Source organism: Entomomonas sp. E7T21 (assembly GCF_058693955.1).
Genome location: NZ_CP191672.1, coordinates 2,747,004 through 2,762,952 on the forward strand (window position 1 = coordinate 2,747,004; position 15,949 = coordinate 2,762,952).

The 15,949-nt window shown below is 35.2% G+C and carries 17 protein-coding genes; 6 read left to right on the forward strand and 11 right to left on the reverse strand.

Translation table 11 applies throughout. The annotated features are described in order from the left end of the window. Positions 1-9 precede the first annotated feature (9 nt). The 3 genes from ACQVD9_RS12970 to ACQVD9_RS12980 all read right to left on the reverse strand — a co-directional run bounded on the left by ACQVD9_RS12970 (position 10) and on the right by ACQVD9_RS12980 (position 1,919). Positions 10-828 carry a M48 family metallopeptidase gene (locus tag ACQVD9_RS12970; RefSeq protein WP_264746368.1) on the reverse strand — a complete coding sequence of 273 codons (819 nt, stop codon included), beginning with the start codon at positions 826-828 and terminating at the stop codon, positions 10-12. 173 nt (positions 829-1,001) lie between these two features. After that, positions 1,002-1,211, reverse strand: a complete 210-nt coding sequence (locus tag ACQVD9_RS12975; protein WP_201090755.1) for a cold-shock protein — start codon at positions 1,209-1,211, stop codon at positions 1,002-1,004. 330 nt (positions 1,212-1,541) lie between these two features. Further along, complete coding sequence (locus ACQVD9_RS12980; protein ID WP_264746369.1) at positions 1,542-1,919, reverse strand: hypothetical protein; 378 nt, start codon at positions 1,917-1,919, stop codon at positions 1,542-1,544. Positions 1,920-2,221: 302 nt separating this feature from the next. Between ACQVD9_RS12980 and ACQVD9_RS12985 the strand changes: the two genes are divergently transcribed. Then, on the forward strand, positions 2,222-3,256 hold the full coding sequence (locus ACQVD9_RS12985; protein ID WP_264746370.1) for a quaternary amine ABC transporter ATP-binding protein: 1,035 nt from the start codon (positions 2,222-2,224) through the stop codon (positions 3,254-3,256). Beyond that, positions 3,246-4,277, forward strand: coding sequence for an ABC transporter permease (locus tag ACQVD9_RS12990; RefSeq protein WP_264746371.1), 1,032 nt, complete (start codon positions 3,246-3,248; stop codon positions 4,275-4,277). Before ACQVD9_RS12985 ends, ACQVD9_RS12990 begins: the two co-directional genes overlap by 11 nt. A 66-nt stretch (positions 4,278-4,343) precedes the next feature. Here ACQVD9_RS12990 and ACQVD9_RS12995 read toward each other — a convergent pair whose 3' ends face one another. From ACQVD9_RS12995 to ACQVD9_RS13005, 3 genes are all read right to left on the reverse strand, one after another. Continuing rightward, positions 4,344-5,417 (reverse strand): NAD(P)-dependent alcohol dehydrogenase, encoded by a 1,074-nt coding sequence (locus ACQVD9_RS12995; RefSeq protein WP_264746372.1) that lies wholly within the window; start codon positions 5,415-5,417, stop codon positions 4,344-4,346. A gap of 151 nt (positions 5,418-5,568) precedes the next feature. Then, positions 5,569-5,898 carry a multidrug/spermidine efflux SMR transporter subunit MdtI gene (gene mdtI, locus ACQVD9_RS13000; protein WP_264746373.1) on the reverse strand — a complete coding sequence of 110 codons (330 nt, stop codon included), beginning with the start codon at positions 5,896-5,898 and terminating at the stop codon, positions 5,569-5,571. After that, entirely contained in the window at positions 5,895-6,257 is a 363-nt protein-coding gene (locus ACQVD9_RS13005) for an SMR family transporter (protein ID WP_264746374.1), read from the reverse strand. The genes mdtI and ACQVD9_RS13005 overlap by 4 nt, the downstream gene beginning before the upstream one ends. Positions 6,258-6,632: 375 nt before the next feature. On the opposite strand from ACQVD9_RS13005, the gene ACQVD9_RS13010 reads away from it, so the two are divergent. Beyond that, positions 6,633-7,886, forward strand: coding sequence for a mechanosensitive ion channel family protein (locus ACQVD9_RS13010; protein WP_264746375.1), 1,254 nt, complete (start codon positions 6,633-6,635; stop codon positions 7,884-7,886). A gap of 189 nt (positions 7,887-8,075) precedes the next feature. On the opposite strand, the gene ppnP is transcribed toward ACQVD9_RS13010, so the two are convergent. The 5 genes from ppnP to recQ all read right to left on the reverse strand — a co-directional run bounded on the left by ppnP (position 8,076) and on the right by recQ (position 13,150). Continuing rightward, positions 8,076-8,360 (reverse strand): pyrimidine/purine nucleoside phosphorylase, encoded by a 285-nt coding sequence (ppnP, locus tag ACQVD9_RS13015; RefSeq protein WP_264746376.1) that lies wholly within the window; start codon positions 8,358-8,360, stop codon positions 8,076-8,078. A 418-nt stretch (positions 8,361-8,778) separates the two neighbouring features. Further along, complete coding sequence (locus ACQVD9_RS13020; RefSeq protein WP_264746377.1) at positions 8,779-9,636, reverse strand: hypothetical protein; 858 nt, start codon at positions 9,634-9,636, stop codon at positions 8,779-8,781. A gap of 184 nt (positions 9,637-9,820) precedes the next feature. Further along, the gene (locus ACQVD9_RS13025) at positions 9,821-10,306 is read right to left on the reverse strand and encodes a DUF2726 domain-containing protein (protein ID WP_264746378.1); all 486 of its coding nucleotides are present in this window, start codon (positions 10,304-10,306) and stop codon (positions 9,821-9,823) included. Between the two features lie 7 nt (positions 10,307-10,313). Beyond that, positions 10,314-11,021, reverse strand: coding sequence for a tyrosine-protein phosphatase (locus ACQVD9_RS13030; protein WP_264746379.1), 708 nt, complete (start codon positions 11,019-11,021; stop codon positions 10,314-10,316). 11 nt (positions 11,022-11,032) lie between these two features. Next, positions 11,033-13,150 carry a DNA helicase RecQ gene (gene recQ, locus ACQVD9_RS13035; RefSeq protein ID WP_264746380.1) on the reverse strand — a complete coding sequence of 706 codons (2,118 nt, stop codon included), beginning with the start codon at positions 13,148-13,150 and terminating at the stop codon, positions 11,033-11,035. A gap of 153 nt (positions 13,151-13,303) precedes the next feature. Between recQ and ACQVD9_RS13040 the strand changes: the two genes are divergently transcribed. The 3 genes from ACQVD9_RS13040 (at position 13,304) to ACQVD9_RS13050 (ending at position 15,942) form a co-directional block, all read left to right on the forward strand. After that, a complete protein-coding gene (locus tag ACQVD9_RS13040) occupies positions 13,304-13,876 on the forward strand; it encodes a UPF0149 family protein (protein WP_413774199.1) in 573 nt (190 codons plus the stop codon). A gap of 146 nt (positions 13,877-14,022) precedes the next feature. After that, complete coding sequence (locus tag ACQVD9_RS13045) at positions 14,023-14,982, forward strand: AAA family ATPase (RefSeq protein ID WP_264746382.1); 960 nt, start codon at positions 14,023-14,025, stop codon at positions 14,980-14,982. Between the two features lie 3 nt (positions 14,983-14,985). Further along, the gene (locus ACQVD9_RS13050; protein WP_264746383.1) at positions 14,986-15,942 is read left to right on the forward strand and encodes a DUF58 domain-containing protein; all 957 of its coding nucleotides are present in this window, start codon (positions 14,986-14,988) and stop codon (positions 15,940-15,942) included. Positions 15,943-15,949 lie beyond the last annotated feature (7 nt).

The window sequence follows — 15,949 nt, forward strand, 5'->3', positions numbered from 1 at the left end:
TAGCTGCTTTTATTTAGCTTTCTTAGCAGCTTCATACAATGGCATTACTTTTGGCATGGTAGCTTGTAAAGAAGCAATGCGATTATCATTAGATGGATGGGTACTCATAAACTCAGGACCAGAACCACCTAACTTATTCATTTTTTGCCATAAAGTAATAGCAGCCTCTGGATTATAACCCGCACGAGCTGATAGTTCTAAACCTATTAAATCTGCTTCATTTTCATTAGTACGACTATTAGGTAGAGTCATTAAATAGTTAACGCCTGTTTGGGCTAAATTAATGCTATCTGTTTTAACGCCAAACATACCTGCAACTTCACTTGCCGCACCTACACCATACGCTTTAGACATTGACTCACGACCATGCTCACGCAATGCATGGGCAATTTCATGGCCCATAATGGCAGCTATTTCGTCATCTGTTAACTGTAATGTATCAATAATGCCTGTATAGAAAATAATCTTGCCACCTGGACCACAGTTAGCATTAATTTCATCACTTTTAACTAAATTAACTTCCCATTTCCAATTTTTTGCATCAGGACGGAAAGTACCTACTTGCGCTACTAAACGATTAGCAACTGTTTGAAGACGCTTCATTTGCTTATCATTTTTACTTACTAAAGCACCTTGAGCCTGTGCCTCTTTTAAAGTTTCTGCATAAGCTTCAGCATACATATTATTGACTTCTTGCTCTGATAACATGCTAAACATATATTGTTTACGCTCTACACCCACAGCACCACCACTGGTTGTATTTGTAGATGTACAGCCTGTTACACCAATAGCAAGAGCTAACATAGAACAACTTAATATTTTTTTCATCAACATCATCCCCTAGGGCTATTCAAAAATATAATCAATAGACAATAGCGTGTTATCAAAACACATTCAGTTATATTTATTCATTATAAGTAACTTTCTTAATTCTAACAATTGCACAAAAAAAATCCTAACTTAGTTAACTAAGTTAGGATTTTGTAACACTATATGCTTAATTATACTTTAACTACATCTTCAGCCTGCAGTCCCTTTTGTCCTTGCACTACTGAAAACTCCACTTTTTGACCATCTGTTAAAGAACGATGCCCTTCACCACGAATAGCTTGATAGTGCACAAATACATCTACACCATTATCGCGCACTATAAATCCAAATCCTTTAGCATCATTAAACCATTTAACAGTGCCAATTTCACGTTCTGCCATAACCAACTCCAGATTTACTTCTTTATAATATATTATTAAACAAACATACCTTATTAAAAGGCCTAAAACGGTAATTCCCAAAAACTTGATACTGTCAATCTTACTACTGTTAATAACTTTCAGAGTGGATTGGCAAATCGTGCTCCCAAAATAACCGAGTATTTAGTATAGGAAATTGTAACAAGACAAAACACCAACCAAGATCAAAAAAACTGAATTTATTTGATTATGCTTATAACTATTTATTATTTCCTTATATCAATAAAGTTATAACACTTCTTACCTATTATTTATTTTTTTTATTATAAATAACAACTTTCTGGTAAAAATCTATTCGGTAACACAACCACTTCCTTGATGACTCCAGTTGGTTATTTTTTCAGCTTCAATGGTAAAAGTTGTTTTACAAATTTCAGCAATAACCTGATAAGAGGTATCATCTATAGGATCATAATAAGGCCACCCACCTACGAAAAACGGCTGATAACGATAAGTAGTTTTAGGGATATATCTGTTATGTTGAGAGTAATAAGCGATAAATTTTTTATCACCTAATTCATATACATTATCAGGAGCTCCCCAACTATTTATTAACTCTATCTCTGGTTTATTAAGCCAATTGTTTAATACTGCATCATATTTTTGCGTAGTCGCTGTTGTACAAGCGGCCAATACTAGCCCAATAACTATTACTAAAATGACTCTCATAGAACACCTCCTATAAGCTACCAATATAAATATATCAATACTTCTATATTAAATTCTTTATTATTTAATATCTATTTTACTTTCTTATATATAGGGTTTAACTGTTTAGATTAATTAGACATTAACAGCCAATACTAGTTGCTTAAAATTATTGTTCTAATTTACTAAATTGCTGAAGTTATAGCTAAATTAATAATATTAAATTAAGGCAAGACCACTACCACAATATTAGTATAAATACAGTATAATGGCTAAATTATTGATCATTAGATACTTATATTAGGTAGAGTCAAGGAATTTCAATGCAATCTCCAAAAATATTGGTTCGCAACCTTTACAAGATTTTTGGTAACCGCCCCAAAGAAGCTATAGAGCTATTACAACAGGGATGGTCAAAAGAACAAATTCTTGAAGAAAAAGAGCTATTAGTAGGTATTAACAATGTTTCTCTTGAAATTAATGAGGGAGAAATCTTTGTAATTATGGGGTTATCTGGTTCTGGTAAATCTACCCTTGCTCGTCTTATTAATCGATTATACGAACCTACAGTAGGTGAAGTATTGATTGATAATCGTAATATTTTCAAACTAAATACTAGAGAAATCATTGCATTACGTTGTCGCGAAATGAGTATGGTTTTTCAATCCTTTGCATTATTGCCCAACCGTACAGCGCTAGGCAATGTAGCTTTTGGACTAGAAGTCGCTAAAGTACCACGTAAACAACGTGAAAAACGAGCGATGGAAGTACTTGAGCAAATGGGATTAGCTACCTTTGCTAAAAAATATCCTCATGAATTATCAGGTGGTATGCAACAACGTGTAGGATTGGCTAGAGCATTAGCTCTCAATCCTTCTATACTCATTATGGACGAGGCATTCTCCGCATTAGACCCATTAAAACGTCGGGAAATGCAGGATATGCTTTTACAGCTGCAAAAAGAGCATCGCCGGACGATTATTTTTGTATCCCACGATATTGAGGAAGCACTACGTATTGGCTCACGAATCGCTATTATGCAAGATGGCTGCTTAGTTCAAACAGGTACACCTCAGCAACTAATTAATAACCCTGCTAATGAGTATGTGCGTAGTTTCTTTGATACCATTGATACTACCCGTTTTATTAAAGCAATTGATATTGCTGTTCCATTACCTCCAGAACAACCTACTCCCTTGGAATCAATCTCTGCTAATACTTTATTATCAGATGTTATAGAAAACTTAGTTATGAATAAAAAAGCATTATTGGTTGTTGATGAACAAAATAAACATTGTGGCTTTATTTCTGAAGCACAAGTATTAAGTGCATTATATGGAGCCAACAATGACCATTGAGTTTGATTTGGGCGATGCTATTGAACGTGGTGTCGACTTTTTACAAAATAACTGTGGCACTTTTTTTAATACTGTTGGGGATAGTTTAGAGTATCTTGGTAAAACGATTGAAGCTTTTTTGCTTATTATTCCACCTTGGCTAGTTATTGCTGTTTTTGTGGGGTTAGCATTTTGGCGAATTAGCTATCGTTTTGCTATCTTTACTGCGCTTGCTTTACTGCTTATTCTCTATGGCTTTGCTAATGGCTTTTGGGAATTATCGTTACTTGCCATTTGGTTATCTGTACTGAGTATATGGCGAAATAGAGTTACTTATATTATTTCTGCCATTTCTTACTTATATTTACCTTATCTTCTTTATGAGTTAGGCAAACCTGTAGGATACTGGGATGCAACCATGATTACCTTAGGCTTAGTATTAAGCTCTACGCTTATCAGTCTTATTATTGGTATTCCATTAGGTATCTGTATGGCCAAAAGCCGTTATGTAGAGTATGTAGTACGCCCAATTCTCGACTTAATGCAAACTATGCCAGCTTTCGTTTATTTAATACCCGTTACCATGTTATTTAGTATTGGTTATAGTGTGGGTATTATTGCTACCATTATTTTTGCTATGCCTCCCGCTGTACGACTGACCCACTTAGGAATAAGACAGGTGAATAGAGAACTATTAGAAGCTGGTCGTTCGTTTGGTTGTACATATTGGCAACTCTTATTTAAAGTACAACTACCCAATGCTATGCCTTCTATTATGACAGGCGTAAATCAATGTTTAATGATGTCACTCTCTATGGTTATTATTGCTTCTATGGTGGGCGTCGAAGGCTTAGGACAACTAGTTAATGGCAGTTTAAATACCCTTAATATTAGTTTAGGATTTAAAAGTGGCTTAGCTGTTGTTCTTTTAGCAGTAGTACTTGATCGTATTACTGAAAGCTTTGGTCGTTCACAATTAGATAAACGTAAGAGTCGTATTGAATGGATTAAAGAACGTCTACATAACTTACAAGAAAACTAATTTATAACCATAAAAAACCCTTTAGTAGTCTTATTAAAGGGTTTCTTATTAAACAACTATGTTAGGTCATGGTGTAATTGCAATCTTCATTACACCATCACGTTGGTTAGCAAATAGATCATAAGCTTCTTCTATTTGATCTAATTTATAGTGATGCGTTACTAACGGTTTAAGATCGACACGACCCGATGCAACTACCTCCATCAAACGTCGCATACGCTCCTTACCCCCTGGGCAGAGACCACTTACAATATCGATATCACCTAACCCTGCAGCATAGGCATCTAAAGGTATTTTAAGATCGTTAGAATAAACACCTAAACTTGATAATCTACCACCTGGACGTAGTGATCTAAGACATGATTCAAAAGTACCTTGAGTACCTAATGCCTCAATGGCCACATCCACACCGCGGCCATCTGTTAACGCCATGATTTGTTGTACTGAATCACCTTTCTTAAAGTCAACTACATGACTTGCACCAAGCTTTTTAGCCACATCCATACGCGCGGCTACAGTATCCACACCAATAATAGTAGTAGCACCTAATAATTTAGCACCCGCCACAGCACATAATCCAATAGGGCCTAATGCAAACACTACAACCGTATCACCAATTTTAACAGCACCACGCTCAGCACCTGAGAAACCAGTGGACATAATATCAGGACACATCAATACTTCTGTATCTGATAAGCCATCTGGAATTACACAGAGGTTAGCTTGGGCATCATTCACTAAAATATATTCTGCCTGTGAACCATCTATGGTATTACCAAACTTCCAGCCACCTATATGTTTGAAACCATGTTTAGTATCAGGACCATCCTGTGAACTACAACCACACATACAAGCATTACTGTGACCACTTGGCGTAATAGCACCAGCAATAACACGTTGTCCTTCTTTAAAACCTGTAACTTGACTACCTAACTTTTCAATAATACCAACAGGCTCATGACCAATTGTCAGACCTCTTGCAACAGGGTATTCACCTTTAAGAATATGAACATCAGTACCACAAATAGTTGTTGTTGTTATTCGTACTAATGCATCTAAAGGACCTACCTCTGGAATGGGTTTGTCTTCTAAAACGATACGATTTTTTTCTACAAAAACAGCAGCTTTCATTTTTGGCATTGTTTGACTCCTGTATTAATTGTTGTTGCTAAATACATAGCAACTAAATACTCCCTACAAGAAATATTTTTATCCTATAAAGAGGTTAAAATCAGCATAGGACATTGTGTCACAACAATCAACCTTACTAAGTCAATATAAAACTATTTAATTATGCTAATTTTAGTAATGACATGCCAGCTACTAGTAGCACTATACCTAGCCAACCATGTAATTTAAGCCGTTGTTTAAAAAGTATCCAACCTAATGTCACAGTCGCTAAAATACCAAAACTCCCCCAAATTGCATAAGCCACGGATAAGTCAATACCCTTAACAGCTTGTGCAAGAGAGGAAAAGGCGGCCAGAATACATAAAATCCCGATCACTCCCCATATTTTTTTAGTAAAGCCATCAGAGTATTTAATTAATACATTAGCAATCACTTCTAGCACAATAGCTAAAATTAAAAATGCTACATGCCACCATGCTAAATCACTCATATAGCCTCCGAGCTATCATATTGCTTTACTTCTTTTGGACTATGAACACCCAGTTTGATGAGTAGAATGCCTGATACTAACAAGCCTAGCCCTAATATTTTATAAGCATTTAAATATTCATTAAATAATGCCACACTGATGATTGTAATTAGAACAATTCCAATCCCTTCCCACAATGCATACGCTACACCTAAGGGTATTTTTCTTACAGCCAATGATAGTAAATAAAAAGAACCACCAATCATTATATACATCACTAAATGACCTAACATGGGGTAGTTTGTACTGGCCAGTTTCATAGCTACTAGTCCAATAATCTCGCAACCAATAGCTACCAATAAATAAATCCAAGAACGCATTATTATCCTTATATACCTAAATAACAGGCACATAAAATCGATATAGAAAAACTACTATCGAGATGTGTTTTAACCAATAAAAGTTATTAACAAAGAAAGGTAACAAGGTACCCTAAAAAGAAAGACGAACTCAGATATCCCCAGTCCAATGGTACTTCATGGAGAATAATGAAAAGGCGAAAGAAATCTCATAAAAAAACATAATAGTTATCTTTTACCTTATCCAAACAACAAAGTCAATAAAAGTTCCCTAAAAAAAGCAACTTTAACTTCACTAAAAATCTAATTACATTTTTGGGCTTGTCTCAGAATAGTGATATGTTAGGCTATAAAACTTTAATTAATAAATTACTAATAAATAAAGAGAAGGAAGACATGCAGTATTACAATGACACGATCAGTTGGTTACGAGAATATCCTCTATTTTTTACTATTATTTGCCTTAGTATACTTATTATTATCGCTTGGGTTGCAAACTTTATTGTTAAACGAATTTTAGTACGTGGTATAACCAAGCTATTACAAGCTACAGTTTTAAAACATGATGATGTTTTAAACAGATACAATGTAGTTTCACGTCTATCAAATGTAGTCCCCGCTATGGTTTTAGCATTAGGAATCAATTTAGTTCCAGGACTTCCTGAAGTTTTTGTACAAATAGTAGATAACGTCTGTGCAGCCTTTATTATCTTAACCCTAGTACTTGCCTTAGGTAATGTATTAGATATTATCAATGTACTCTGGCAAAAACGCCCAGATGCTGTTAATAAGCCTATTAAAGGCTATGTTCAGATTGTTAAAATCTTTATCTATGCGATAGCCACTATATTAATAATTGCTGCTCTAATTGATAAATCACCTGTAATTTTATTATCAGGTTTAGGTGCAATGGCTGCAGTATTAATGTTAGTTTTCCAAGATACCCTACTTTCATTAGTAGCTAGTGTACAAATCTCTTCAAACGGCATGATCCGTGTAGGTGATTGGATTGAAATGCCACAAGTAAATGCAGATGGCGATGTGATCGATATTGCCCTACATACTGTTAAGGTACAAAACTGGGACAAAACGATCACCAGCATTCCTACTAAAAAGTTTTTATCAGAATCATTCAAAAACTGGCAAGGAATGACAGAAGCAGGTGGACGTCGCATCAAAAGAAGCCTATTTATTGATCAAAATAGCATACATTTCTTAACTAAAGAAGAAGAAGGTCATTTAAGAAAATTTAATTTATTAAAAGAATATTTAGCAGATAAAGATCAAGAAATAAAAAACTGGAATAAAGAACATGGCGATGACCATGAAGTAAATTGTCGTCGCATCACCAATCTTGGAACCTTTAGAGCCTATGTAGAGAAATACCTAAGAAGTCATCCTAAAATACATAAAAATATGACTTTACTAGTACGACAACTGGCATTAACCGCTGAAGGCATACCCTTAGAACTTTACTGCTTTACCAATGATATTAGCTGGAACGCTTATGAAAGTATTCAATCTGATATCTTTGATCACTTACTTGCTATTCTACCTGAGTTTGGTCTGAGAGTATTCCAAGATCCAACAGGAAGTGATTTAGCGAATATACGCTTAATTCGTGCTAATAAAACAGTAACAAACCAATAGTTAAATAGTAAAGGTGGATAGTAAATACCATCCACCTCCTATTACCATATTAATGAATACTCAATAGAAAAATTATTGAATCAATTCTAACTAAACACCTTGCATTCCATTTTACTGCAATTCATTCGATTTTTTCTAATACGACAAATACTAAATAGCAAGGAAGTTAATCTATAGCGATATAATTGATTATTCATGATATTCACAAAGATAAGCTGTAGTTAGCTTAGCTTTCACTTGAAACTTACTATTAGCCGGCACATGAAAAAAAGTACCTGCAGCATATGACTGCCATTCTTGCTGACCTGCTAATTTAATAGTTAATAAACCACAAATAACTCGCATTACTTCTGCTTTACCTGTAGCAAATTCATAGTCACCTTTTTCCATTACACCAACACTGACAGGAAAACCTTCTGCATTAAATCCCATTGATTTAACCGTACCATTGAAATACTCATTTACCTCTATCATTTATTCACCTTTTAGTATAATATGCAACTTTTTATAATATCATATTATCTTAAGAAACATGCCCTTATGTTTCTTAACAATAAATAAGAAATATTTTGTTACAAACAAACACTGGTTTTCTTGAAATTATATTAAAAAGCACTTTACCAACATTTAAATGGTTGCTAATATGAATCCAAGTAAAGGTTATATCATATCTCAGAGATGAGATATACAGAATTGTCGTTACTCTTAAAAGAGTACTTCTAAACAGGGATTATCTGCTTGGGATAGCAAAGCGAGGCCTGCACGGAAACAGGAGTTAAGGCGTGGTATGGATGTCAAGGTCGGTTTACATGGATTGTAGACAAACAGTCTGAGACTGTTTTTAGCATGAGAGATTATTATTAGGAGTATTTTCAAGGGTAACGACATTTTTTTACCCTTTATTTTTTACCTTTCTTTTATTATTTATCCCTTTATTTTTTGCTTTTAATATCTTTCTAAGAAAAGATGGTTCCATCATTGTTTTCTCTGATAGAGTTTCTTCCCCTTTATAATATTTCTGTATCATTCCTTGTAAACTGGGTAATTTATCAATAGAAATAGCTAAGGGTTGGCTATATGACGAATCATCCATCAAATTATCATCTAACTTTAAAAAATACTGGTAATCTTCTGTTAACAAAGCCTGTTCCCTACTAGGCCATGTTTGCATTAAATAACTTGTTGTATCATTACAGGCAATACCTACTTCACCTTGTTGATCCCTATAAATTTCTTTAGGTAAAATCTCATAAGAAGTAAATACAAAACTCAAAAAATAACGACTATAACTCGCAGGGCAAACGACTCCATGAGGAAATAATTGATCTTCTTTATTTGGCATTTGTATCCAATTAAAGCTTACCATTTTATCAACAGGTAGCTCCTTCACTTTATCCCATGAACGAGTCGCAAATTCCCCATGATAATCAAACAAATAAATTTTTATCTTTAAACTAGGATTAAAAACAAAAATTAATAAGATAAATAATAAAAGCGTAGTTAATAATTGGATAAGCAAATTAATCCAATACTTTTCAATTAAAATAAATAACAAAGAAATATAACAAGCAGCAACACCAATAAAGAAGATAAAATCCAAACGGTCCGATTTAATTTGTATAAAATAGGTATCAAGTGACTCTATATTTAATAAATGAACAACTACGCCTAACCCAATACAAATACACATAATCGTTAATAAAAATAGATTACGTGTTAATACATCGATAAAAGATGGTGATTGCTGCATGTTAGACTGCAAAGCTTAATTTCCTTTATAACTCTAAATAACTAATATTTTCATCAACTTTCTTATTGAAATACTTTATAACTTCACTTATAAGAATATTTTTAAATGTGTAATTATAATTGATTACTTATTATGAGAATAATTACTCAATTATTACGTTATGTTTATGTCCACAAACTCAATGTTATTCTTTACCTTCTAATAAACTAAATAACTGTACACTATTAGGCAAATGACTGGTTTGAATACGTATTAACCTTATACCTGCAGCTTTAAGGGCTTTATTTTTACGCTGATCCGCTTCTCGCCTTCTTTTTAGCAAATGGCTACGATCATCTAACTCAATAACAGCTACCATTTCTAAACTATCATCTAAAATCACATAATCCAAACTCATATGCCATATTTTATTTAACCACTTTAGCTCATTTTTTCCTCTAGGTGGTCTAATAACCTGACTCAGATGCACTTGGGCAAGAATATGACAATTAGGGAAAGTATTTTTGAGATGCCAATAAAACTTTTTCTCAATCGGTGACATCACTGGTACTGCTTGATAAGGCCATGCTTGTGCTCTTTTAAATATAACAACCAATATCGTCACAACCACTAAAACCAATAAAGCTATCGCTGGATATAGTAGAAGTTGCAGTACCAGCTCTGTATCCATAAAATCATTAACCCTCTAAGTAGTGATCACGAATAGCTTTTATGTCTATATCTAGCGTATGGGTTAAGTATCTATCAACGCCACCATAATCCTTATTAATCATTTGTAATGAATGATCTAAATACTCTGGCGAAACACCTAATATAGCATTTAATGCTTCATTATCAATTTCATTATCCATAAAATCAGCAATTTGCCTTTTTAATCCTGCCACTGCTTTATTAGAATATAAGTAATCTTCTAAAATTGTCTCAAAATCAACACTTAATGCTGACAATAAAAGTAATGATGCAAATCCAGTACGATCTTTTCCAGCTGTACAGTGATAAAGCATCGTTTTACCCTGCTCAGCCTGTTTTAATAAATAACGAAACTGATGCTGAAACTCTATAGGAAAACGTCGATAAACATCATGCATTGCCCGTACAGCTTTCTTTTTAGTAAGACCACTACCAAAAAAGCCACTTAAGTCACCTGTAAAAATTGGTTGTGCTACCCAATTAAAATATTCAGCAAACACTTGCTCTGAATTACGTTTTTCGTTATCACTACGAAAATCTATAACTTCATCGAGAGTTAACTGTTGTAAATATTCACGATCCTTCTCACTAGCTAAGCTAGGGTTACCCGATCTAAATAACTTATTAGTTTTTATTTGCATACCTTGTTGGGTAACAATACCTCCCAACTCACGCATATTAACAATATTTTCCACTACAGTATTACCTATTGAAATATATCTGCCAAAGCAGAATGCACACAATACAATACACCTTCATCCACTTGTCCACCTAACTGCTTATATACTTTAGGAACAGAAGCTAATTTACCCTCCTCCTCCAAAAAGCTAGTTTGGATTTTCTCTAATAGATCTTCTGGTAAATCAATTGCCTGCTCCAAAGAAAGTTGTTGTTGGCTAATAGCTTCAGCAAGCGTACGATAAATTGCTTTACTAGAACAATTTAATTGTTGAGCAATTTGTTGTACTGTCATGCCAGCTCTTGCTAATGCAATAATTTCATACTGAATATCTTGTGCCCTAGAGTCAGTAACCATTTGTCCATTGATTACCTCTAAAAATACTGTACCATAATTTTCAAGTTTATGAGTACCAATACCATTAATCATTGCCATATCCCCCAAGGTGCGTGGTTTGAGACGTAACATTTCAAGTAACGTAGCATCATGAAAAATAACATAAGGTGGCACATTATGTTCCTCTGCCAATTTTCTACGTAAAGTACGTAATGCTTCCCATAACTCTTTTTCACCCTCTTGAATATGATGAATAACTGTTCTAGGTTTATCTGATCTAGTTTGGGTTTGATCAACTCTCAGTTGTAGTTTTTCTTCTCCACGCAATACCGTACGACATTGCTCTGTTAAACGTAACCCTGAAAAACTGTCTAAATCAATTTCTACCAAGCCGCGTACAATTAATTGTCGAAATAGTGTGCGCCAAGTCTTTTCTGAATACTGCTTCCCTATACCAAATACAGATAAATGTTGATGTCCTAGTGCTGCAACCTTTTCTGTATTATGCCCTAGCAATACATCCACTAAATGACCAACGCCATAACGTTGTCCCGTGCGGTATACAGTAGACAACGCTTTTCTAGCTGCTTCTGTAGCATCCCATGTTTCAACATTGTCACGACAATTATCGCAATAACCGCAAGGTTCAGGTAATTGCTCGTCAAAATAGGCCAATAATGATTGCCGACGGCAACGTATTTCTTCACATAAAGCCAACATTGTTTGTAGTTTATGTAATTCAACACGCTTATGTTGTTCACTGGCATCTGACTGGGCAAGTAACTGTTGATTAAATAATACATCTTGTAAGCCATAAACCATCCACGCTTCAGCAGGTAACCCATCACGCCCTGCTCGCCCAGTTTCTTGGTAATAAGCCTCTAAACTTTTGGGCAAATCTAAATGCGCCACAAAACGCACATTAGGTTTATCAATTCCCATACCAAAGGCAATGGTTGCCACCATAATAATGCCTTCTTCTTTGATAAAGCGGCTTTGATTAGTACTCCTTACTTCCGATGAGAGACCAGCGTGATAAGGTAAGGCATGATATCCTTGGCTTTGTAAAAACTCTGCGGTATCTTCTACGCGCTTACGGGACATACAATAAACAATGCCTGCTTCATCCCGTTTATCTGCTAAAAAGTTAAGCAACTGCTTACGAGGTTGCTCTTTAGGTTGAATACGATAAAAGATATTGGGTCGGTTAAAACTGGCTATAAATATTTTGGCGTTTTTTAAATATAGACGCTCGACAATTTCTTGTTGAGTCCGTGTATCAGCTGTTGCTGTAAGGGCTACTCTAGGTACATTGGGAAATAATTTAGCTAGCTGCCCTAACTGTAAATATTCTGGTCTAAAATCGTGTCCCCACTGTGAGACACAATGCGCTTCATCAATAGCAAATAATGCTAAGGGCAATTGCTCCAAGAAGTTAAGCATTCTCTCTTGAACTAAACGCTCTGGAGCTACATATAGAAATTTAATTTCCCCTGCTAATAATTGCCTAGCAATACTGCGTTGCTCTTCTGCTGATAAGGAAGAATTTAATGCTGCTGCCTTAACACCTAACTCATTAAGTGTATCCACTTGATCCTGCATTAAGGCAATTAATGGTGATACAACGACCGCCACGCCTTCACGAAGAAGCGCCGGTATTTGAAAACAAATAGATTTACCACCACCCGTAGGCATTAATACAAGTGCGTCCTTACCTTCAGCTATATGTTTAATAATAGCCGCTTGCTCACCCCGAAATGAGTCATAACCAAAGGTATTTTTAAGTATGGATAATGCCCGCTTATACATAATTGCTCCACTATAACAACGGGATTATACAAATACCTCACAAAATAGGCTATAAATAACGTTTATTTGAATAAAACACATGAAATTAATATGAATTTGCTCTACTATGTCTATATAAGTCCACTAATAAGGTAAGCCCATATGTCATTTACAATGAATCCTCAAAATTCATTACAAGCTTTTCTAGATCAGGATATTCATGAAGAAATGATGACTTATATCCAAGCTCATGGATATATTACTGCTCTATGTATTTGTCCAGAGGTAATTGCAGAGCAAGAGTGGTTAGATATATTATTTGGTGAAAATCCTCAATTTGAATCAGCTGAACAACGCCAAGAAATTGAACAGACATTAGTTAGTCTAAAAACTCAAATTCTACGTGTTCTTTCCTCTGAAGAAGATCTTGTTTTGCCTTGTGACCTAGATCCAGGTGAAGATTTAGAAGATTCTGAAATTCATGGCTGGTGTATGGGCTTTATGGAAGGCGTATTCCTCCGCGAAGAGGTCTGGTTTGCCAATCATGAAGAAGAAGTCAGTGAACTATTACTACCTATTATGGTAGGTTCTAAATTATTTGAAGAACAACCTGAGTTTGCTGAAGTAATGAAAGATGTTGATTTAGTAGCAGATATGTTGGAACGTATTCCCGAACTACTAACTACACTCTATCTACTCTGTAATGCACCTGAAGAAAAACCTGCATTATTAAAGAGTAATCATTAGGTTAGCAATAGATGGTTACCCCTCTGTAACCATCTCATTAATAATTTGTTGCAACCCAACAAAGGAAGTATGGTCACTTAATCAGTTATTATTGATAAAATTATCAATTACTCATTATGTTCAAGCATTAATTAAGGAATCTATTCATGCAACATCGCGCTGAAATACTGGCACTTCGTCAGTTTTTATCAAGCCAAATCCTAGGACAAGAAAAACTTATTGACCGTTTATTGATTGCCTTATTAGCCGATGGTCATATTTTAGTTGAAGGTGCACCTGGTTTAGCAAAAACTAAAGCGATTAAAGAACTTTCTGAAGGTATGGAAGCTAGTTTCCAACGCATTCAATTTACTCCAGATTTACTACCTGCAGATATTACTGGTAGTGAAATCTATCGAGCTGAGACAGCTAGTTTTGAGTTTCAAAGAGGCCCTATTTTTCACAACCTTATTCTTGCTGATGAAATTAACCGTGCGCCAGCAAAGGTACAATCTGCCTTACTGGAAGCAATGGCAGAAAGACAAGTTTCTGTAGGTAACAATACTTATCCTCTATCACCATTATTTTTAGTAATGGCAACCCAGAACCCTATTGAACAAGAAGGAACCTATCCACTACCAGAAGCACAGTTGGATCGTTTCTTAATGCATGTAATAATTGGTTATCCTGAGTCCAGTGTTGAACGACAAATTCTACATCTCACCCGTAATGAAGCATTACATGGTGAAGCCAAAGCAGAACATAAAGTAAGCCAACAAGCCATTTTTAGTGCTCGTGATGAAATTATGCAACTCTATATGGCAGATGCTGTAGAAGAATATTTAGTGCAACTTATTATGGCCACACGCCAACCTGAAAACTATGATGCACAATTAGCAGATTGGATTAGTTATGGCGCCAGCCCAAGGGCAACTATTGCCTTAGATCGTTGTGCCCGTGCCCATGCGTGGTTAAATGAACGTGACTTTGTTAGCCCAGAAGATATTCAGGCAGTACTTTTTGATATTCTGCGCCATCGTTTAATTCTTTCATTTGAAGCGGAAGCGGAAGGTATTACACCCGACCAAGTTATTCAACGTGTCCTTGAAGATGTTGCTGTTGCATAATTTATGGCTATACTTGACTCACTAATTAATACACCTAACTCAGAAGAAGGTATTCACGCTAGTTTAGAAGAACTACTAAACATGCGTTACCATTTAAAAGGGTTAAGTCTATTTTCAGCTAATAATAGACGTAGTCCATTAGTAGGATCACACCACTCCAAATTAAGAGGTCGTGGTATTGATTTTGACCAAGTTCGTGTTTATTTGCCAGGTGATGATATTCGTAGTATTGATTGGCGTGTTACAGCACGCAGTCAACAAGCTCATACCAAAATCTTTCATGAAGAAAAAGAGCGTCCAGTTTTTCTATTAGTTGAGCAAACCAAACATTTATTTTTAGGTACAGGCAATAGCTTAAAATCTGTTATTACAGCACGATTAGCCAGCTTACTGGGTTGGGCTGCTTTAGACAACAATGATCGTATTGGTGGTCTTGTTTTTAATGAGTCAGAGCAACGCCTAATAAAACCTCGCCTCAGCAAGCACAGCTTATTACAATTTATTGGCTATTTACAAAAAATGAATGGTCAACTTACTACTAGTGAGCCTAATAATGACAACCAAGCTAATACTTTATTACAAGCATTAAAACAATCAAAAGAAGCACTTAGACCTGGCAGCTTATTATTTCTAATTGTAGACGAACGCAGCCTGAATGACGATTGCCTACGCATATTACAACATCTCTCTATTCATTTGGATATTGTATTACTACCCGTTTATGACCCTTTAGATCATGAATTACCTAGGGCAGGACTATTACGATTTGCTCAAAATAATCGCGAATTAGTATTGGATACAAATAATAATAAACTCCGAGCTGCCTATGCACAGCAGGCTAAACAACGACAACAACGTTGGCAAGAATTAGCAAAGAAAATAACTGCCAAGCTACTGCCCATCAACACAGAACAAGATGTGGTAGAACAAATCAAACCATTACTTATGATACAACGCTAAGGGTGGC